Source organism: Allobosea lathyri, assembly GCF_900108245.1.
Taxonomy (GTDB): domain Bacteria; phylum Pseudomonadota; class Alphaproteobacteria; order Rhizobiales; family Beijerinckiaceae; genus Allobosea; species Allobosea lathyri.
The window spans coordinates 179,179-198,537 of sequence record NZ_FNUY01000004.1; the positions used below are offsets into that span (position 1 = coordinate 179,179).

Below are 19,359 nucleotides of genomic sequence, written 5' to 3' on the forward strand. Positions count from 1 at the left end.
GCCCTGCTTGCCCGGAGGGAGCCATGTTCTCCTGTACGTCTGGTGAAGAGGCCCTGGCCTCCGATCACACCACCTGTTTCTGCCATCGGCCGGAAATCCAAATTCTCAATCGGCGGATGGGCGCCGATTTGTCCCGACGCGGCTTTCTGGGCGGTATAGCCGCCACGGTCGCGGCTCAAGGCTTGCCGGGCTTGGCCGTTGCGCAGCCTTCAGGCGCGGCGCGCAGGCCTATCGTCTTCACGAATTTCCGGTTGTTCGACGGAACCTCGGCATCGCTGCGCGACGGGCTTCGCCTGCTTGTCGAGGGAGGCGTTGTCCGATCGGTGCTGGCGGGCGGGCCAAAGCCGCCGGAAGGTGCAGAGATTATCGACTGCCGCGGCAAGACCATCATGCCCGGCCTGATCGACGCCCATTGGCATACGCTGTTTGCGGCGCTTCCGCTTCCCCGGTTGCTGACCGAGGATGCCGGATACATTCATCTCGCTGCCAGCGCGGAATCGGAGCGCACGCTCTTGCGGGGGTTTACGACGGTTCGCGACCTCGGCGGCTTTGTGTTCGCCTTCAAGCAAGCGGTCGACGAGGGTTTGATAGCGGGCCCGCGCATTTACCCGTCCGGCGCGATGATCACGACGACCGGCGGGCATGGCGATTTGCGGATGCTGTCGGAATTGCCGAGGGATGCGAACGGATCGCTCAGTTCCGTCGAACGCTCGGGCGGCGGCATGATTGCAGACAGCGCCGCTGAGCTGCAGCTTCGCGTTCGCGAGCAGTTGATGCAGGGCGCCTCGCAGATAAAGCTCGTTGGCGGTGGCGGCGTGTCGTCGCCGCGCAGCCCGTTGGATATGTCGACCTTCAGTGAAGCCGACCTCAAGGCAGCCATCGCGGTTGCACGAGACTGGAATACCATTGTCACCGTGCACGCCTATGCGCCGGAGACGGTTCAGCGCGCGGTGTCGGCCGGGGCCAGATGCATCGAACACGCACATCTGATGGACGAGACAACCGCAAAGATGATGGCGGACAAGGGCGTCTGGCTCAGCATCCAGCCATTTTTGTCGGCAGAGGACACCGGGACGCTCACAGGCCCAAGCCATGTGGCGTCGCTGCAGGTCTTCGCCGGAACAAACAACGCCTATCAGCTGGCGATCAAACATAAGATCAAGACGGCTTTCGGCTCCGACATGCTGTTTTCGCAGGCGCATGCGGCACGTCAGGGGACAATGCTGACCCATCTGACCAAATGGTACTCGAACGCCGATATCTTGAAGATGGCGACTTCGACGAATGCCGAGCTGCTGGCATTGTCTGGGCCGCGCAATCCATATCCCGGAAAGCTGGGCGTCGTGGAGGAAGGGGCTTTTGCCGATCTCCTGCTGGTCGACGGCAATCCGCTGGACGACATCAGCCTGCTCGCCAACCCCGACCGGAGCCTTCTGATCGTGATGAAGGACGGCAAAATCTATAAGAACACCTTGCCGCGATAAGCCGGCGAAAGGCACAGACAAGCACATCGGTCATGACCGCAGCGCTCCCACCAAGAGCGGGAGGCAGAACGCATTCCGACGCTTGGTGCCATCTCAGCCGCAATACGGTCAGCCATCACACAGGCGACGCACCGTACTTCGTCGGCGTCAGGCGCGATTATCGCCGCATCTCGCAGCTTGGCCCATAGGCAACGTTCTTGCTCGGTACGGGCATGCAGGCCTGAGACGGTCCCGGATTGGAACAGTTTCACGCCGCAAGCGCAGCCCTTCGGGCAGTTGAAGTGAGGATCAAGCCATGACGAATATGCCTGGCCTGGCCGGAAATGAGCCTTTGCCCCAGCAAACTGGCAATGAGCCAGAGCTAAACCTCGGCAGTACCGCCCTGGCACAGCTGCTGGCGACGATCGACGACATGTGTCGCGTTCAGAAACAACACCGCGTGAGGCTCATGCTCGTCGAGCGCTCGCTGCGCAACTTGCGCCAACGAGTCGGAACCGAAAACCGAGTGACCTGGGACAGCCCATACAGCTAGGGTAGTTCCCCTCGTCACCCTCCCTCCCCCCGCAGCAGCTGAAGGCCTTTCAGAAGCTGACGTCGACGCGTCCCTTGAGGGCATGATCCCTGCGGTTTTCGCCGAGCGCGGCAGCGTAGGTGAGGCCGAGGGTGGTTGTGGCCGAGGCGCGCCAATCGAGGCCGGCCTCGGCAACGAGCGCGTCGCGGGCGATGCCGGCGGCGAAAACCCGGGCCGGCATGGCCCCGCCGACGAGGGCGATCTTTGCTTGCGGGGTCAGCTCGCCGAAGCCGCGCTGCCAGCCGAGCATACCGCGGGCGAAGAGCGGAGTTGCCCCGAGCTGCGCCTCGGCACGCAGGCCCAGCGTCGCAAAGCCAAGGCTCTGCTCACCCGCGAGAATACGAAGCGCCGCAGCCCCGCCCTGCTCGGTAGCGGAGCCGGCCTTGACCCGGATCAGCGCAAGCTGGGCAAAGGGCTCGATCGCCAGGCCTTGCCAGCAGATGGCGTGGCCGAGCTCGGCAAAGGCCTGCAGAGTCGATGCCGGGCGCTGCGAGCCCAACATGTTGGCGAGGCCGCCGATCTGAACCTGACGGCGGATGTCGCTTTCGCCCCCGCTGTAACCGAGGCCGGCGTCGAACCTTAGGCCACCGAAGCGGGCTCCGGCATAAAGCGCGGCGTGGCCGCTCTCAAGCTTGCCCGAGGAGAGCCTGGCGTCGAGGTCGAAGCGCGATTGGGTGTAGCCGCCGGCAGCGCCGAGACGCAGCGAAGACGTGTCGCTGTCATAGAGTCTGACATCGGCTCCGAGGATGCCGCCGCCGCCGCGGCGCGAAAGCGAGGCGGCATTGCCGTCGGCATTTGTGTTCGATTGGCTGCCGACCGCCTCACCCCAGAACGCCAGGCTCGGCCCGGGGCGCGGCACCGTCAGAAGGCTCTGGCGCAGGCGCCCTAGAACAGCGTCGCGCAAGACCCGACTTTCATCGATAGCGACCGCGACGCCCTGAGCATGTGCCTCGCCCGAAAGCAGGTCGAACCCGGCCCGAGCGCCCTCGGCTGTAGCCGAGACCAGCTCGTCATGGACGGGATTACCAGCGCCCGGCCTCTCGGCCGAAACCGCTATCCCGCCCTGATTGCGGGTCTGGGCGATAAAGGTTGCGCCGCCATTTGGACCAAACGACGTGTCGTTGCGGGTCATCGTCAAGGTGACGCTGGTGGCGCCATAGCTCAGGCTCGGCGTCAGGAAGGCAAGGTTCGAGGTCACGGCCCCGAACTGGCCGGTCAACCCGCCACCGGCAGTCAGGATGGTATAGCGCGTTGCCGCCGCGTAATTGCCGCTCGCAGCCAGGACCTCGACCTTGCCGCCGGACAGCGTCGCCATGCCCGAGGCGACGATCCTGTCGCCCTGGCCGGCGGCGTTGACCTCGACCTGATAGGTCGAGCCGGCTGCAAAGGAAATATTGCCGTTGACGTTGAACGTGCCGATCGAATTGCCCGGCGCGACCATGCCGCCGCTCGCAACCGAGACCGCGCCGAGCGTGCCGGAGCCGCCAAGCGTACCGGAGCCGCCCAGCGTGCCGCCGCTCAGCGTCACCGAACCTGCGATCGAGCCATTGACGACCAGCCTGCCACCCGAAACCGTCGTCCCACCGGTGTGAGTGCTGCTGTTCGAAAGCGTTAGCGTGCCGGGCCCGGTCTTGATGACCGCGCCGGCGCCGGAAATGACATTATCGACCGTGACATCGCTTGGCTGGGCGAAGGTCAGCACACCGGCCTCGATGACAATCCCCCCGCTGAGACCCGAGGTGGCATTGCCGAAGGTGAGCGTGTTGGCGCCACCGGTGAAGCGGATCGCCGCTGCGCGCGTCGCGCCATCGGCGGAGACCCCGCCCGAAATCGTGCCATTATTGATGATAGCGAGGTTCGAACCGACGATGCCTGCTCCGCTTTCGCCGGGCATACCAGGCTCTCCAATTAAACCTCCACTCGCAAGGACTCCGCCATTGCCACCGCTGCCGCCCTGAACGGTGCCGATGACGGTCAGCGTCGTCGGCAGGCTGCCGTTGATGAAACGCAGACCGATGCCGCCGGACCCGCCCGATCCGCCCTGATCCAGATCCGTGCTGCCGCCACTGCCGCCATTGCCGCCCTGGACCGTGCCGGTGATGGTCAGAGCCGTCGCCAGGCTGCCATTGGTGACGAGCAGACCGATGCCCCCGGACCCGCCCGATCCGCCCTGATCCAGAAACGTATTGCCGCCATCGCCACCATTGCCGCCGTTGATCGTGACCGAGACCGTTCCGGTCGTGCCCGCGCCGGTGACGACGGCGCCATATCCCCCGGCGCCACCACCGCCGCCGCCGCTCCTGTTGTTGCCATCGACGCCCGCGCCACCGCCTGTGCCGGTCGCAGCGCCGCCGGGAAGGGCCATGCCGACCCAGCCATGGGCGCCACCGACTCCACCTTGGCCAATGCCGGGAACGCCGACCCCACCGAACCCTCCCGCGCCCCCAGTGAAGGCGCCGGCCCCGCCGCCACCGCCGCCGGAGAACGCGCCCGTTGTATCGCTTCCTGCGCGTCCCATGCCGGTCGGGTTGTCGACTCCACCCACTCCCCCGGTGCTACCGTCGCCGCCATCTGCCAACGCCGGCTGAACAAGCGCTGCGACGAGCAAGGCAAGGCACGACGCAACCGCCAGCCATAGGCGCCCGCCACCGGGGCAGAGCAAAGGCCGGTCGCGAGGGGTTCGCGCCAATTCCCGGAATTGCATCGGCTTTTCGACATCCCCCGACCACAGGCTGAAATCACCGGCCATGTCGTTACGGAAGTCAGGCCGTGATTCGGCGATTGGTGTCCACTTCCCGGGCGGATAATCGATGTCCACTTGGCAAAACTCGAAAAGACCTCGGCAAGCGCAGAACAGGCCTGAACAGGTGGCTTGCAGATATGGACTACGCCGGCCGGCTGGCTCGATCGCGCCAATTACGGGAATCGGGCCCTACTTGGGAGTGGAGCTTGCTGTCGCTCGCGAGATCGCTTTAGCTATCGAGCGTCGCCAGGCAGCTCACATCGATGACGGCGTCGAGGTCGAGCAATCCGATGATGTCGTCGCTCTTGACCGCAAGCCCGCGCAGAAGCGGCCTGTGACCATCGGCATAGTCCGGAGCAGCGCGCAGGTCTTCTTCGCAGATGTCGATGATGTCCGACACCGAGTCGGACAGGAAGCCGACGAACCTGTCACCGATCTCGACGACGATCACCACCCCGGCCGCCGCATCGTCGTTCGGCCCGAAGCCGAGCCGCGCCTGGAGATCGAACACCGGAACGATCGCGCCGCGCAGATTGACGACCCCCAGCACGTAATTCGGCGCATGCGGCAGTTCCGTCGTCGGCTGCCAGCCACGGATTTCCCTGACGCAGCCGACATCGACGCCGAAGACGCGCCCCCTCAGCTTGAACACGACGATCTGCCGAGGTGGAGCCGACAGGGCCGGCAATCTCGCAAAACTATCCAGGGCTTCTTTCACATCAGGCTCCATCGCTGAATGTTATCGGCGGCGACCGCGTTTGGACGTCACGGGGTTCGCATCGCAGGACGTCAGAAATCGGACCAGACGGCTGCAGCACCGCCATTGGCCTGGCGCCGCGGCCGCGGCGAAGCGACCACTGCCGGCGCGGCCTTGCGCGGGCGGGGCATATGCGGCGCCACCTGTGCCAGCTCGGCCACGATACTGGTCGTGAGCGTCTGATCCGCCCGACCCTCGACCTTGAAGGCGCCGACCAGCTGCCTCAACGCTTCGGTCGCCTGCTCCAGCTCGCGGGCGACTCCGGCGCTCTGCTCGGCCATCGCCGAGTTCTGCTGCGTCATGTCGTCCATATGCGCGACGACCTTGGCGACCTCTTCGATGCCATTGGCCTGCTCCTGCGAGGCGCTGGAGATGTCGGCCAATGCCTCGGCGACACTGCTGGACGAGATCACGATCTCCGACAGCGCCGAGCCGGCATCCTTGACCAACCTGACTCCGCTCGCGACCTCCTGGGTCGAGTTCGCCATCAGCTTCTTGATGTCGTTGGCGGATTGGCTGGAACGCTGGGCCAGCGCACGCACCTCCGAAGCCACGACCGCAAAGCCCTTGCCGGCATCGCCGGCCCGCGCCGCCTCGACGGCAGCGTTCAATGCCAGGAGGTTGGTCTGGAAGGCGATATTGTCGATGACGGTGATGATCTCGACGATGCTGGCCGAGGCTTTCTCGATGCGCTCCATTGCGACGACCGCCTCGGAGACGATGACACCGCCACGATTGGCGACGCCATTGGCCCTGGCGCCGAGGCCGGTCGCATCCTGAGCGCGCGCCGCGCTCTGCTTCACCGAGGCTGCGAGTTCCTCGGTGGTCGCCGCTGTCTCCTCGAGGCTGCTCGCCTGTTCCTCGGTACGCTCGGCCAGAGCACGGCTGTCATGGCTGATCCGCGTCGAGCCCGAGGTGATCTGCTCCGAGATGTCCGAGACCGTCGCGACGATGTCCGCAACGGAGCCGACCAGCTCGTTGACGCCGCCGCAGAGCTCCGCGATGTCGCCGCTCTTGCCCTGCAAGGGAACGCGCGCCGTCAAGTCGCGGTTCATCGCGGCGCGGATGACCATGCGTGTCTCGTCGACAGCCTGGCGCAAAGCATCCTGCGCCAGCTTGTTCGCCGTGATGTCGGCAGCGTATTTCACGACCTTGTAGGGCTTGCCGAGCGCATCGAAGATCGGGTTGTAGCTCGCCTGGATCCAGATCGGCCTGTCGCCCTTGCCGAAGCGCAGATACTGGCCGTCATCATAGTGGCCCTGCGCCAGCTTCTCCCAGAAGCGGCGATAGCTCTCGCCCGTGCTCTCGTTTGGATCGACGAACATCCGGTGATGCTGTCCCTTTATCTCGGCGAGGCTGTATCCGATCGCCTGCAGGAAGTTGTCGTTGGCGTCGAGCACCGTGCCGTCGAGGCCGAACTCGATCACCGCCTGCGATTTCCGGATCGCCGCGACCTGTCCCTCGAAATTCGCGATCAGCCCCTTGGTCGCCGTGATGTCGGTCGCGAATTTGATGACCTTCACCGGCTTTCCGGAGCGATTGAGGATCGGCGTGTAGACCGCCTGCAGCCAGATCTGCTTGCCGCCCTTGCCGACGCGAAGGAACTGCGCCTCCATCGCCTCGCCGCGATTCAGCCGCGACCAGAACGACTTGTATTCGTCCGACGCGCGATAGCCGGCCTCGACGAACATGCCATGATGCTTGCCGATGATCTCCTCGCGGGAATAGCCGACGACATTGAGAAAACCGGCATTGGCTTCGAGGATCTGGCCATTCAGATCGAACTCGATAACCGCTTGCGATCGACGAATAGCGGCCGCCTCCCCGGCGGAATTGCCGCGGGCGCTCTCAAAAAAACCGAATGTCATGGACGGTATCCACTGCGGAAGGCGTTGCTGTGATGGGACGATGACGTAAGGTCGCCGTGCAGCCGCGTTTTGCAGTCAATTTATTTCAAATTGGTCAATCGAGATTCTGAAAATCGGCCATATTTGCCTCAGGAGATAAAATACCTCCGCGAAACCCTGCGTTAGCGGAAGAATTGGCCCTAGAATACTTAATGAATGAAATACCCGATTATAGAAAACCCGGCGGCTCGCCTGAGCGTCGCGAGCCCTGACGAAAACGGCCCCGCATCACTGCGGAGCCGTCTTCCATCGGGAGCTAGTGGTAGCTCGACCTCGGATGCCGCAAGTCTGGCCTGGGCAGGCCAGCAGCGAGCGACATGTCTGCCTTACGCCATCGAGAGGGCCTGAGCCACTGTCAATCACGGGGCAGATGGCGCGCCCTCATCGATATGGCGGACCGCAACCGAAGATCAGTCGATCATCGCCACCAAGGTGCACGATGAATAGCCGCTCAGAACCTTGTTCATTTTCGCGTCGGTGACGCCGCCGCCCCGTTTGATGGCCATAAGGCGAGCAATCAGGGTGTCCGACACGCCTGTCGACTGGCCAATTTTGGTGCTGCCTTTGAGGAAGCGAACCGATGTGAATTTTGCACCGGCAGGAATCCCTGCCTCGACGAGTACGGCTTTGGTCCATGTCGCGATTTCGGGCAGTGTGATCGTTATCTCGGCCATTGTGTCTCCGTTTCTGGATTGCCTATGGCACAACGGGATCAGGGCACCAATGAAATATGCCGCCGAACTCGTCCGAACGCAATTCATGTGGGCGGTCCGGCGGATCTGGCGAAGCCCCAGACAGCAATCGGACGCAGGCCACAGGCTCAGCTTCGCGCATTGCCCCAGACCACGTCCCTCAATGCGACGCATCTGATCCGATTTGCTATCGTAAGGGCCGCCCTTTGGGCGGCCTTGCTTTATGTGCCGCAGACGGCTGGAAATGGTCACATGAATTGGCTCACGCTTGCGGTCGCGGCATTCGCCCTTGCCCTGCTCGTTCTGATCGTCTCGGGCCTCGGCGATGCGCCCTGCCAGGACGGCGACTGGGATGCCAGCAGCGAGGCTTGCATAGCGGAGGCACCGGGCCCCTGAGGCGCCGCGATCAGCCTGTTCGCTCCAGCCGTTCGAAGACGTAGGCGCCGACATAGCCGTAGATTGCATGGCCGACGAGGCTCATGAAGGAGAGGCGCGGCACGTCGAGAAGCAGGAAGGCCTGGCCGGCCAGCGGCGCAAAGAAGCCCAGCGCGATGAAATAGGTGATCACGCCCCAGATCCAGCCAGCGGCCGGCATGCCGAAGCTCTTCACCCAGCGTGTCAGCCCGTAATAGCCGAGCGGGTAGAACAGGAAGCCGGTGAGGAAGTGCAGCAGCTTTGCCATCGGCGTCGACAGCGTCAACCCCAGTTGATGGGCGAACAGCGCCTTGACCAGTTCCGGCGGTTCGAGCGGATATTCCGCGAACCAGGCTGTTGGAACCGCCGAGAATAGCTCCCAGAAACCGAGCCCGGCAAAGCCGCCGAGCGCGAGGTTGATGACGGCACGCGATGAGGGAAGGGCCAGCCCCCGGGGCATGGTTGTTGTGGTCATGGTGGTTATGTCCTGTGCTGATCGTCAATGCGCGATGGCGATGGGCGTCGCGGCGACTGCAAATGCCGCCGCGCGGCCGATCGGCCGGTTTCGCAGCATGGCGAGGCGGCGGGCGGCATAGAGGTTCGACCCGCCCCGCCGGGCGATGCGCTCCCCCAGAACGGTCGCCGCATGCTCATGGCTGCCGGAGCGGATCAGGCTTTCGATATAGGCCTGCTCGAACAGATCGCGCTGGGCATGGCTGCCGCCGATCACGACGAGCCCATGCCGCGCCGCGCCGAGCAACCGCGTCGCCTCGGCATAGTCGCCCTCGTGGAAGGCGAGCAGTCCGAAGGCCGCAAGCGCGCCATTGCGGGCCGCCTCGCGCCGTTCGCCGCTGGGATGGGTGTGGCAGTCCTCGACCAGCGTGCGGGCGATCGTTTCGGCACCGTCCGTCCGGCCAGCGCCGAGCAGGGAAAGGGCATAATGCAGATCGGCGAAAACCAGACGTCCATCGCCGACCCGGTTCTCGGCACGCGCAGCGAGTTCCTCCCAGCGCGTACCGACATCGACACCGGCATATTCGAGGCGGGCCAGCAGCGACGCGCCATTGGCGATGTCGCGGAAATCGTCGGCGGCCTCGCCCCTTATGTCGTTGTCGTAAAGGCGCAGAACTTCGCTGGTTTCCCCACGCTCCAGCCGGAACAGCGCGAGATGCCAGACGATATGGAAGCGCAGATTGTTGGCATGGGCCCAGTTTCGGGAGTTGCCGAGCCAGGCGACGCCCTCATCGGCCCGGCCGGTCATCTCCAGCACATGCGCGACGGCATGACGGCCCCAGGCGTCGCGCGGGCTCAAGGCGACGGCGTGGCGCCCGGTGCGTTCCGCCTCGGCATAGAAGCCCTGCTCTTCCAGCGCGAAGGCGTAGCAGCCGTTCACATAGCCGGCGAGCGGGTGGCTGTCGGCGAAGTCCGGCGCGACGCGGCGCAGGCTCGCCAGCATCTCGGCCTGATCGCCGAGCATGAAGCGGATGCCATGGGCGAGCTTCAGCGCCAGCACATCGAATGGGTGAGCCTCCAGGATCATCTCGAGGCGATGGGCAGCCTGCCGGGGCGCATCCGCCAGCCAGAGCGCCAGAGCCTCCGCAACCATGCGCTCGCGCCGGGTCACGGGGCGCCGCGCCATCGCCGCATGGGCGGTCGCGAGGCAGTTCCGCGCCGCGCCGACCAGTTCGGGCTTGGCCAGGGACAGCAGCATCAGGCCCTTGGTGGCATGCGCCAATGCGAAATCGGGATCGGCCTGAAGCGTGCGGGCGAGATGCTCGGGCGTCGCGGCCGCATGGGCCAGCGCAGCTTCCAGCGTGTCGTTCCAGGCCAATCGCGCGGCATCGTTCGCGACGGTGACGCGGTCGCCTGAAAGATCGTGAAACATCGGATCACTCCCTTGAAGCGCCTCGAAGGGCGCACTGTCGAGGAGTTCGCGTGCGAGCGATCAAACGGACATCAACTCGCTTCACGGACCCGTGTTGGCGGAGCCATCTGGGATGACGGCTCCAGAGCGGGCGGCACTGCTTTGACCGCCGGAGCCGATCCCGACCAGGGCGCGCTCTTGAACCAGCCGACTACGATCGCGACACCAAGGATCGCGCCAAAGCCGACGAGATTGGTCAGCGCCACGCTGAGTTCGGTACGGCCGGCCATGTCGGCGATCGTGCCGGCAAGTCTTGCGAAGACGACGCTGGCGAGGAAGGTCGCGAGCGACTGCCGGCCGATCAGGATGAGAAGATGGCCGACACCGCTATCGAGCCGCTGGCGGTACGGCTCGATCAGGCTGAGCACGAGATAGGCCAGAGCCAGGAAATGAAGCACGCGCAGGACATGCAGGCTGCTCTTCTCGCTGCCCGGAAGGAGTTGGTCGCGCAGCGCCTGCATTGCCGGCCAGTGCTCCAATATGCCCCAGAAGGACAGTGGCACGCTGAGCAGCAGGAACACGGCGGCGACCATCATCAGGCGGCGCTCTCCGAGCTGCGGCGCCTGCAGCCAGCCCATGCCGAAGAAGAAGCCGAGGAAGAAGATCAGCTGCCAGGCAAAGGGATTGAGGAACCAGCCGGAGCCGTTCCAGGGATTGCCGGGCAGGTTGAGATCGACAGTCCAGACCAGCGCATAAAGCAGCGCGACCATCAGGAACGGCAGCGTCTCGTGCACCCGGCGCAACGCCATCGCGACCGGCACCAGCGCCAGAATGACCAGATACATCGGCAGGATGTCGAGATAATCGGGCTGCCAGGTCAGCGTGACCAAGCCAAGCAGCGCGCTTTCAGGATCGCTCAGCAGCGGCGCGAACTGGCTCGCGACGACGGCAAGGCCGATCCAGCGATCCAGAAGTGCAGCAATGCCGACGAGAGCCAGAACCAGGCCCAGCTGCGCCCAGTAGACCTGCCAGATCCGCAGGAGAATGCGCGCCGCGCCGAGCAACAGGCCACGCCGCACGAACACCGCGCCGAAAGCGATGGAGCTCGCGAGCCCCGAGCAGAAAACGAAGAGCTCCGCGCCGGACGAAAAGCCGAAGCGCGCCGGAATGAGGCCGTTCCAGCTGTTCTCCGGCATATGCGCCACGAAGATGATCAGCATGGTCAGGCCCCGAAAGAAATCGAGGCGTTCGTCGCGCGGGCGCTTGAGCGGTCTTGGCTGCATCTGCGCCATCAGAACGCTCCCTCATAGCTCTGGGCGTCGATCCGGCAGGCCAAGATCGTGAAGCCATCGCGCCGGAACGCCGCGCTCGCCTCGCGGGCAAGGCCGTCGCGATCGCGAACCATGACGCCGTGCCCGCCCATGGCATGGGCGACCGCAACGAAATTGGTCGCGCCGAAATCGACCCCGGCGCGGGCCAGACCAAGCTGGCGCTGCTTCAGGGCGATCAGTCCGAGGCTTTCGTCGACGAGCACCGCGATGACGACGGGAACCGCGAGGTCGCGCAGGGTTGCAAGCTCTCCCAGCACCATTTCGAGGCCGGCATCGCCAACGACGCAAAGCGTCGGCTGTCCCGAGCCCAGCGCCGCGCCGATGGCGAGCGGCAGTGCGCAACCCACGGTGCAAAGACCGGTCGATTGCAGCAGGCGACGCGGACCATCGCAGCGCCACATCTGGCTGAGCAGGATCCGGTGGGCGCCGGAATCGGCCGTAGTGATCGTGCCGACCGGTGCAACCTCCCGGAGGACCTCGAAGACGCTGTGAGGCCCCCAAGTGGCAGGAGGAGCAAACGCTGCCTGAAAGGCGGCACGGACAACCGCCGGCTTCCCCTCACGCCAGGCAATCTGCGGCGCCGCACCATCGACAAGCCGCGAAAGGATGGTGCCGACATGCCCCTCCAGCACAAGGCTCGCGCTGTGCATGCCATGCGCCATGTCCTGCGCGACGATGTCGATGACACGCTTGCTCGCCGGCCACGGATGCCGCCAGCCCTGTCGCATCTCGATTGGATCGTACCCGGCCAGCACGATAAGATCGGCCTCGTCGATCAGCGGGTGCACGATCGCATCGGCCTTCGGCGAGAGCCCGACAGCGCCGATGACACGAGGGTCATCTTCCGCAATCAGCCCCTTGGCCTTGTAGGTCGTCAGCAGGGGTGCACCGGTCTGCGACAGGAAGCGGTCGAGAACCGCCGCAGCGCCTTCATTGACCAGATCGAGCCCGGCAATCACCAGCGGCTTCGTCGCGGCCGCGATCATGGCGCGGGCGACGGAGAGGTCGGCCGGCACGGAACGCAACGGCCTCGGCGCGACCGGCATCGCGCGGCGTGCCGTGCGTGTCTCGGCGACAGCGATCGGCAGATCGATATGGACGGGTCCCGGTCGGCCGCGCAGCGCGATGGCGAGCGCTTTTTCGACCACGAGGTCTTCCGTGCCGGGCGCCGCGCGGAAGCTCGCCTTCACCAGCGGGCGCAATACCGCCTGATGGTCGAAGACCTGATGCGTGTAGCTCTCGGCCAATGCTTGATCGACGCAGCCGGTGATGAAGATCAGCGGCACCCTGTCCTGGTGCGCGTTGGCGACGACATTGACCGCGTTGGCGACGCCGGGCCCCAGCGTCGCCACCAGCACGGGAAGCGCACCCGTCGCATGCCACAGCCCTTCCGCCATGAAACCCGCGGCATTCTCATGCTTGGCAAGCAGGAAGCGGATGCCCGCGCGTTCCAGAGCATCGACCAGAGCCAGAACCTCGCCGCCGGGGATACCGAAGGCGTGGGTCGCACCTGCCGCCGCGAGCCGGGCGGCCATGAGGTCGGCGCCGGTCACGAGATCGGCAACGCCCGCGTCCGGCATCTGCTCTGGTGACAGCAAATCGTGGCGCATGGCTTCCCCTTGGGCGATCCGCACACGCGGCCCGAAGGGGTAATCGCGCGTTGGCGCGTTTCGGTTACCGCATCACGGAAAAGTGAGCTTCGCTCCCGTCGCTGCCACGGGCGCGCCGGTTGGCATGGCAACTCTCCAGGCCCGCTCGACCCAGGTCGGATCCGCATAATGCCCACCCGGATGCAGGCATAATTCGAGACGCGCCGGCCCCGAACAGCCCGAGGCCGCCCGGCAGGACAACGTGGCCGGTGGCTCTGCACTGCGGACATCCGCCGCCCAGGACGCCGTACAGCCCGGCGCCAGGATCGCGAGACTCTTGAAGACATCGCCCTGCTTGTAGCCCTGGCGCAGCGAGCGTCCGGCCAGCGGCACGGTCGGATCGCTCGTGCCGTGAAAATGAACGAGGTTCGGCCGTGGTTCCGCGCAATCGGCAGGCAGAGGCTCCCAGAAGGCGCCGGCAATCGGCGCGAAGGCGTGGAATCGCGTCGGCATCCGGCAGGCGAGATTCCAGACCATCGAAGCGCCCTGCGAGAAGCCGCTGGCCATCATAGCGTCGGGATCAACAGCAAAGCGCCGCACGACATCGTCCAGAACCTGCGCGACGAAAGCGAATTCGTCGCGATGATGTCCCGGCGATCCCGGATAGGACCAGGTCTTGCCCATTCCATCAGGCGCGATCAGCGCAACGCCGAGACGGCGCGCGACATCGACGAGTCCCTGATCGGACATGGTCTCGTCGGCGGAGCCCTGCCAGCCGTGGAAGAACATGATCGCGCCGGGCCGTCGTCCGGCCGCCGTCGGGGGCGGGAGCATGACCCGGTAAAAGCCGCCCTCAACCTGGCAGCCGCCCTCGGTGGGACATGAGTCCACGGCCTTGCCGGCGAGTGGCAGGTTCTGCGCGCTGACCATCGCGGCGGGGGTAACAAAAGCAGCGATCGACGCCGCGATCGAAAGCGTGAGACGCGCTAGTGCCGACATCTCCGGCGACCTTCCTGCAACCGCTCGCGCAAGCGCTGCTTCCGAGCTGAGGCTAGCGCATATCGGCAGCGTCGGCATGCCATCGCCGGTCACAGGCTTGTGAGGCGCTGGTCGCCATGCGACGGGATAGGCACTATCCGCCTCCGACGGAAAATTGCGCCAGCCCGTGTCCATTGACGAACTCGAAACGCAGTTGCGGCCGGCCTTTCTGGCTGGGTTGGGCGGCGACGCGGCCGCCTACCGCCTGTTCCTCGAGACGATCAGCCTGCGCCTGCGCGGCTATCTGCGCTCGCAACTCGCGCGGGTTGGCCGCCACGAGGCGAGCGAGGCCGAGGATGTCCTCCAGGAGACGCTGCTCGCCTTGCACCTGTCGCGTCATACCTATGAGCCCGCCAGCCCCGTCACCGCCTGGGCGCATGCGATCGCCCGCTACAAGCTCATAGATCATTTGCGGCGCTCAGGGCGCCATGCCGCCAATCTCCCGATCGACGAAGAGGCCTATCAACTGGCTGCGCCCGACACCGTAGCATCGGATGCGCGGCTCGACCTGTCGCGTGCCATGCAGGCCCTGCCGGAGCGGACGCGCACGCTGATCGACAGGGTCAAGGTCCAGGGTTGCACTATCGCCGAAGCGGCCGGCGCCGCCGGCATGACCGAAACGGCAGCGAAGGTGGCAATCCATCGCGGACTGCACGCGCTGGCGAGAATCCTGACGAAACGAGGCCCCCGGGCGGAGCCATGACCACCGTGCGACTTCATCGCTGTAACGTTTTGCCGATTTGCTGCGAAATTCCAGAAAACAAGGGCACCTCCGTAGAGATATGAAAACCGACGAACTGATCTCCCTGATGGCTGCGAGCGACCGGCCGGTCGATACCGGGTGGCTTGGCCGCACGACTTGGCTGGCCGCGCTCCTCGCCACGGTCGCGACGGTCGGTCTCGTCCTGCTGACGCTTGGAGCGCGCCATGATCTGGCGGCGACCTGGGCGAGCGGCCCGGTTCTCACCAAGGCGCTGTTCGGAGCGAGCGTCGCGACGATAGCGCTCGCCGCCTTCCAGAAAAGCCTGCGGCCGGGGCTGAAACCACGCAAGGGCTTTGCTCTGATCGCGGTGCCGGTCGTAGCCGTCGCGATCTGGGCTGCCGTCACTTTGATGAATGCGCCCCCGGAGCAATGGACCGCGCTGACTTTCGGCCGGAGCTGGCGCGCCTGCCTGATCGCCATCCCACTATACGCGTTGGTGCCGTTTGCCGTGTTGCTCGCGCTTGCAAGACAGGGCGCTCCAGTCGACCAGCCTTTCAGCGGAGCTAGCGCCGGCATCGCTTCGGCCGGGTTGGCGACGATTGCCTACAGCGTCCATTGCCCGGAAGACGCGATCCCCTTCATCGCCAGCTGGTATCCCCTAGCGATGGCCGCGATGGCCGGCCTCGGTGCCTGGATTTTTCCTCGCATGGTGCGGTGGTGATTGCTCAGGGCTAACCGTCGCCCCATCCGCGCGCCGAAAACGGGACGCTGCGAACAGGGTTGGGATTCTCCGCTAATCCCCGGCTTTGCAATGACAGGCATAGAAGTCGGCAACGGAATGGCGCCAGTCGTGCCGGCTGGGCCGACATGCCATCATCATGGCAGCCCGGATGGCCGCACCGTGACATCCCGGCCGGTACGTGGCGCAAAGAAACAAGCTGTCGAAGGTCGAAATGATCAGCGGATTCATCGGCAAGACGCTGAAGCGCGGCGCCATAGTCGTCGTGATCAGCGCGCTCTCCCTGCTCGGCCTGCGCATTTACGACACCCAGAGAGGCGCTCCGCTCGAACCCTGGCATACGTTCACGCCCCACGAGCTCTCGATCGAAGAACTCGACCGGAGCAGCTGGGCACAGTTTCTGAAAGCCGAGGACGCTGCGTTCGCGAGCGTCCGCAAGGAGGTCACGCAGAAGCTGACCCCCGACGAGCGGATTCCGGTCAACCGCTACTTCGACGGCAGCGCGATCTATCCTCCAAACTTCTCGCAGGACTGGAACCGCTCCTATCTGCTGGAGCCGGAGGGCAAGCCGGTCGGCGCCGCCGTCTTCCTGCATGGCCTCACGGATTCGCCCTACAGCCTGCGCCATGTCGCAAGACAATATCGCGATCGCGGCTTTGTCTCCGTTGCGATCCGCCTGCCCGGCCACGGCACGGTCCCCGCCGGCCTCACCGATATCGAATGGGAGGATTGGCTCGCCGCCACCCGCCTGGCGGTGCGGGAGGCTAGGCGGCAGGTCGGCCCCTCGGCGCCGCTCCATCTGGTCGGCTTCTCGAATGGCGGCGCGCTCGCGTTGATGTATGCGCTGGAGGCGATCGAGAACGAGAAGCTGTCGCGGCCCGATCGTATCGTGCTGATATCGCCGATGATCGGCATCACCGCCTTCGCCCGATTTGCCGGGCTTGCGGCCCTGCCGGCCATCCTGCCGTCCTTTGCGAAGGCGGCCTGGCTCAGCGTGCTGCCCGAGTTCAATCCGTTCAAGTACAACTCCTTTCCCGTCAATGGCGCGAGGCAGTCCCACCTTCTGACCAACGCGCTGCAGCAGAAGATTCTCCGGCTGGCGCGGGAAAACCGGCTGAAGGATCTGGCTCCCCTCATCACCTTCCAATCGGTGATGGATTTCACGGTGAGCACGCGGGCGATCGTCTCGTCGCTCTACGCGCACCTCCCCGCGAATGGCAGCGAACTCGTGCTGTTCGACCTCAACCGCAACACCAAATTCGGGCCGCTGCTGAATTCAGCATCGGACACGCTGCTGAGCCGCATGCTGCCGGCCCCGCCGCGGCCGTTCCGGGTCTCGATCATCACCAATGCCAGCGCCGATTCCAGCGATGTCGTCGAGCGGGTCACGGAAGCAGGCGCCTCGACCGAGACGGTCCGAGATCTCGGCCTGCAATACCCGTTCGATGTCTACTCCCTGTCCCATGTCGCGCTGCCGTTCCCGACGAGCGACTCGCTTTACGGCCTGCATCCAGACCCGAAGGAGAGTTTCGGCATCAATCTCGGAGCCGTCGCGGCGCGTGGCGAGCGCGGCACCTTGATCGTGAACTTGGATTCCCTGCTGCGGATGGCGTCGAACCCGTTCTTTTCCTACTTGATCGAGCGGATCGACGAGCCTTTGCGTGGCACCAGCCCCGTACCAGTTCAGCCCGCCACCAAATGAAGCTGGAGCGACTTCTCAGAAGCGCCAGATGAGCGGCACGTAGAACACCGCCATGATGAAGAACCAGATCATCAGGGGGGTTCCGAGTTTCCAGTAGCTGCCGAAGCTGTAGCCGCCCGGCCCCATGACCATGAGGTTCGTCGAGGTCGCGATCGGCGTCAGGAAGGATGCCGAGCCCGCGATGCACAGGCTCATCAGGATCGGCCGGGGCGAGACGCCCATACTTGCGGCCGAGGCCATTGCAATCGGGATCACCAGCATCGTCGTCGCGGTGTTGCTCATGATCTGGCCCAGGCTGGCGGTCAGGATGAAGAGCCCGGCGAGAAAGACCGTGGGGCCGGCATCGCCGGTCAGCGCAACGAGATGGCCAGCAACGAGTTGTGCCGCGCCCGACTGCACCATCGCGATCGAGAGCGGCATCATCGCCCCCACCAGGATCACCGTGGTCCAGTGGATGGCGCGGTAGGACTGCTCGACCGTGATGATCCCGGTCAGGATCAGGGCGCAGGCAGCCAGCAGTCCCGCCACCGCAGGGGGAACGATGCCGGTGGCCAGCAGGAACACCAGCCCGGCGAGAACCGCGATGGCGACGCCGGCTCCCGTCCCCATCGGCACGGCTTGGCGCCTGACCAGATCGGGCGAGTTGACCACCAGCACGTCGGGATCGTCGAGGTGCAGGTCGAGCGCCTTCCAGCTTCCCTCCAGCAGGATGGTGTCGCCGGCCTGGAGATAGGAAGCGGAGGGGTCGAGATCGACACCGGCGCGTTGCACCGCCAGCACGACGAGGTCGCCGCTATCGGTGACCATGCCGGGAAACATCGGCCGGCCGATCAGCGCGGAACGCGGCGGGATCACGACCTCGGCCAGGCCCGAGCTGCGGCTGAACAGGCTGTCCCCGGTGGCGCCTTCGTCCTCGCGCAAGGCAAGATGCTTTTCGGCGGAGAACGTCGCCACGACCTCGGCCGCGCCCCTCACCAGCACGTAATCGCCTTCGGAAATGATCGGCGCACGCAAGGGCAGGCCGGTCGCGCCGGCCTGCACGACAATCAGGCCGAGCTGCGGATAGTTCGCAACGTCGAGCTGAGCTGGCGCCATGCCGATATAGGGCGATGTGGCGCGCACGCGCAGGCGGAAGACGCCGTCGGCGATGCCGTAATGCTCGACGAGGGTCTGCGCATGTTGGCTGAAATCGGCGGGCAGCCTCGCGCTGGTCTGCTCCGGCAGCAGCCATTTCCCCAGCACCAGGATGATCGCCATCGTGCCGGCCAGAAGCGGAAGGCCGACGAGCGCGAATTCGGCGAAGCCGAAGCCAAGCAGGCCGATATCCTCGAGCGCTTCCGAGACCAGGATATTCTTCGGCGCACCCGTCAGCAGCATGTTCGAGCCGGCATGGGCGGCAAAGGCAAGCGGCATCAGCAATTGCGACGGCGACTGGCGCAGCCTGACGGCAGCCATGACCACGACCGGCATGAGGGCCGCGACCGCCCCACCTCCGCTGATCACGGCGGCAAGGCAGCCCACCGCGCTCATGATGATGATCAGCAGGCGACTGCGCTTGTTCTCGCCCGCCTTGGCGATCAGCAACTGACCGGCCCAGGCGGTCACGCCCGTCTTTTCCAGCGCCGCGCTGACGATGAACAGGCTGGCGATGAACAGCACCGCACGATCGCCGAACCCGGCAAGCGCCTGCTCGAGCGTGACGACACCCATCGCCCAGAGCGACAGGGCCGCAGCCATGGCGACGATCGTGACGGGCAGCCGGTTCCAGGCGAACAGGATGATCGTGCCGGCGATGATCGCCGCAGTGCTCTCAATCGGAGTCAAC

16 protein-coding genes are annotated in these 19,359 nt (G+C 65.3%); 6 read left to right on the forward strand and 10 right to left on the reverse strand.

Features of this window, described 5'->3' with window-relative positions:
- Window positions 1–23 precede the first annotated feature (23 nt).
- Together C4S73_RS11400 and C4S73_RS11405 are read left to right on the forward strand one after the other, a co-directional pair.
- Window positions 24–1,484, forward strand: a complete 1,461-nt coding sequence (locus tag C4S73_RS11400) for a metal-dependent hydrolase family protein (protein ID WP_103872623.1) — start codon at window positions 24–26, stop codon at window positions 1,482–1,484.
- Window positions 1,485–1,779: 295 nt separating this feature from the next.
- Window positions 1,780–2,016 carry a hypothetical protein gene (locus C4S73_RS11405; RefSeq protein WP_103872624.1) on the forward strand — a complete coding sequence of 79 codons (237 nt, stop codon included), beginning with the start codon at window positions 1,780–1,782 and terminating at the stop codon, window positions 2,014–2,016.
- Between the two features lie 49 nt (window positions 2,017–2,065).
- Here the strand turns inward: C4S73_RS11405 and C4S73_RS11410 are convergent, their stop codons facing one another.
- The 4 genes from C4S73_RS11410 to C4S73_RS11425 all read right to left on the reverse strand — a co-directional run bounded on the left by C4S73_RS11410 (window position 2,066) and on the right by C4S73_RS11425 (window position 8,136).
- On the reverse strand, window positions 2,066–4,804 hold the full coding sequence (locus C4S73_RS11410; protein ID WP_160115737.1) for an autotransporter outer membrane beta-barrel domain-containing protein: 2,739 nt from the start codon (window positions 4,802–4,804) through the stop codon (window positions 2,066–2,068).
- Between the two features lie 223 nt (window positions 4,805–5,027).
- Window positions 5,028–5,516 carry a chemotaxis protein CheW gene (locus C4S73_RS11415; RefSeq protein WP_160115738.1) on the reverse strand — a complete coding sequence of 163 codons (489 nt, stop codon included), beginning with the start codon at window positions 5,514–5,516 and terminating at the stop codon, window positions 5,028–5,030.
- Window positions 5,517–5,587: 71 nt separating this feature from the next.
- Window positions 5,588–7,423 (reverse strand): methyl-accepting chemotaxis protein, encoded by a 1,836-nt coding sequence (locus C4S73_RS11420; protein WP_103872627.1) that lies wholly within the window; start codon window positions 7,421–7,423, stop codon window positions 5,588–5,590.
- Between the two features lie 449 nt (window positions 7,424–7,872).
- Entirely contained in the window at window positions 7,873–8,136 is a 264-nt protein-coding gene (locus tag C4S73_RS11425; RefSeq protein WP_103872628.1) for a hypothetical protein, read from the reverse strand.
- Between the two features lie 270 nt (window positions 8,137–8,406).
- On the opposite strand from C4S73_RS11425, the gene C4S73_RS28230 reads away from it, so the two are divergent.
- The gene (locus tag C4S73_RS28230; protein ID WP_160115739.1) at window positions 8,407–8,550 is read left to right on the forward strand and encodes a hypothetical protein; all 144 of its coding nucleotides are present in this window, start codon (window positions 8,407–8,409) and stop codon (window positions 8,548–8,550) included.
- A gap of 10 nt (window positions 8,551–8,560) precedes the next feature.
- Here the strand turns inward: C4S73_RS28230 and C4S73_RS11430 are convergent, their stop codons facing one another.
- From C4S73_RS11430 to C4S73_RS11450, 5 genes are all read right to left on the reverse strand, one after another.
- On the reverse strand, window positions 8,561–9,043 hold the full coding sequence (locus C4S73_RS11430; RefSeq protein WP_146071334.1) for a hypothetical protein: 483 nt from the start codon (window positions 9,041–9,043) through the stop codon (window positions 8,561–8,563).
- 24 nt (window positions 9,044–9,067) lie between these two features.
- Complete coding sequence (locus tag C4S73_RS11435; protein ID WP_103872630.1) at window positions 9,068–10,453, reverse strand: tetratricopeptide repeat protein; 1,386 nt, start codon at window positions 10,451–10,453, stop codon at window positions 9,068–9,070.
- Window positions 10,454–10,524: 71 nt separating this feature from the next.
- Window positions 10,525–11,724, reverse strand: coding sequence for an OpgC family protein (locus C4S73_RS11440; protein ID WP_103872631.1), 1,200 nt, complete (start codon window positions 11,722–11,724; stop codon window positions 10,525–10,527).
- Complete coding sequence (locus C4S73_RS11445) at window positions 11,724–13,373, reverse strand: thiamine pyrophosphate-binding protein (protein ID WP_244595559.1); 1,650 nt, start codon at window positions 13,371–13,373, stop codon at window positions 11,724–11,726. Before C4S73_RS11445 ends, C4S73_RS11440 begins: the two co-directional genes overlap by 1 nt.
- A gap of 72 nt (window positions 13,374–13,445) precedes the next feature.
- Window positions 13,446–14,351 (reverse strand): CE1 family esterase, encoded by a 906-nt coding sequence (locus C4S73_RS11450; RefSeq protein ID WP_160115740.1) that lies wholly within the window; start codon window positions 14,349–14,351, stop codon window positions 13,446–13,448.
- Window positions 14,352–14,517: 166 nt separating this feature from the next.
- Between C4S73_RS11450 and C4S73_RS11455 the strand changes: the two genes are divergently transcribed.
- The 3 genes from C4S73_RS11455 to C4S73_RS11465 all read left to right on the forward strand — a co-directional run bounded on the left by C4S73_RS11455 (window position 14,518) and on the right by C4S73_RS11465 (window position 17,534).
- On the forward strand, window positions 14,518–15,093 hold the full coding sequence (locus C4S73_RS11455; protein WP_244595560.1) for a sigma-70 family RNA polymerase sigma factor: 576 nt from the start codon (window positions 14,518–14,520) through the stop codon (window positions 15,091–15,093).
- Window positions 15,094–15,172: 79 nt separating this feature from the next.
- A complete protein-coding gene (locus C4S73_RS11460) occupies window positions 15,173–15,814 on the forward strand; it encodes an NrsF family protein (RefSeq protein WP_103872633.1) in 642 nt (213 codons plus the stop codon).
- Between the two features lie 232 nt (window positions 15,815–16,046).
- Window positions 16,047–17,534 (forward strand): alpha/beta hydrolase, encoded by a 1,488-nt coding sequence (locus C4S73_RS11465; RefSeq protein ID WP_103872898.1) that lies wholly within the window; start codon window positions 16,047–16,049, stop codon window positions 17,532–17,534.
- Window positions 17,535–17,549: 15 nt separating this feature from the next.
- On the opposite strand, the gene C4S73_RS11470 is transcribed toward C4S73_RS11465, so the two are convergent.
- A complete protein-coding gene (locus tag C4S73_RS11470) occupies window positions 17,550–19,358 on the reverse strand; it encodes an SLC13 family permease (RefSeq protein WP_103872899.1) in 1,809 nt (602 codons plus the stop codon).
- Between the last annotated feature and the right edge of the window lies 1 nt (window position 19,359).

What these genes read in the sequence shown, in the direction of transcription:
- C4S73_RS11445 (WP_244595559.1), bottom strand. Translation starts at nt 13,373, where the DNA reads ATGCGCCACGATTTGCTGTCACCAGAGCAGATGCCGGACGCGGGCGTT.
- C4S73_RS11425 (WP_103872628.1), bottom strand. Translation starts at nt 8,136, where the DNA reads ATGGCCGAGATAACGATCACACTGCCCGAAATCGCGACATGGACCAAA.
- C4S73_RS11450 (WP_160115740.1), bottom strand. Translation starts at nt 14,351, where the DNA reads ATGTCGGCACTAGCGCGTCTCACGCTTTCGATCGCGGCGTCGATCGCT.
- C4S73_RS11465 (WP_103872898.1), top strand. Translation starts at nt 16,047, where the DNA reads ATGATCAGCGGATTCATCGGCAAGACGCTGAAGCGCGGCGCCATAGTC.
- C4S73_RS11420 (WP_103872627.1), bottom strand. Translation starts at nt 7,423, where the DNA reads ATGACATTCGGTTTTTTTGAGAGCGCCCGCGGCAATTCCGCCGGGGAG.
- C4S73_RS11435 (WP_103872630.1), bottom strand. Translation starts at nt 10,453, where the DNA reads ATGTTTCACGATCTTTCAGGCGACCGCGTCACCGTCGCGAACGATGCC.
- C4S73_RS28230 (WP_160115739.1), top strand. Translation starts at nt 8,407, where the DNA reads ATGAATTGGCTCACGCTTGCGGTCGCGGCATTCGCCCTTGCCCTGCTC.
- C4S73_RS11440 (WP_103872631.1), bottom strand. Translation starts at nt 11,724, where the DNA reads ATGGCGCAGATGCAGCCAAGACCGCTCAAGCGCCCGCGCGACGAACGC.
- C4S73_RS11460 (WP_103872633.1), top strand. Translation starts at nt 15,173, where the DNA reads ATGAAAACCGACGAACTGATCTCCCTGATGGCTGCGAGCGACCGGCCG.
- C4S73_RS11400 (WP_103872623.1), top strand. Translation starts at nt 24, where the DNA reads ATGTTCTCCTGTACGTCTGGTGAAGAGGCCCTGGCCTCCGATCACACC.
- C4S73_RS11430 (WP_146071334.1), bottom strand. Translation starts at nt 9,043, where the DNA reads ATGACCACAACAACCATGCCCCGGGGGCTGGCCCTTCCCTCATCGCGT.
- C4S73_RS11410 (WP_160115737.1), bottom strand. Translation starts at nt 4,804, where the DNA reads ATGGCCGGTGATTTCAGCCTGTGGTCGGGGGATGTCGAAAAGCCGATG.
- C4S73_RS11405 (WP_103872624.1), top strand. Translation starts at nt 1,780, where the DNA reads ATGACGAATATGCCTGGCCTGGCCGGAAATGAGCCTTTGCCCCAGCAA.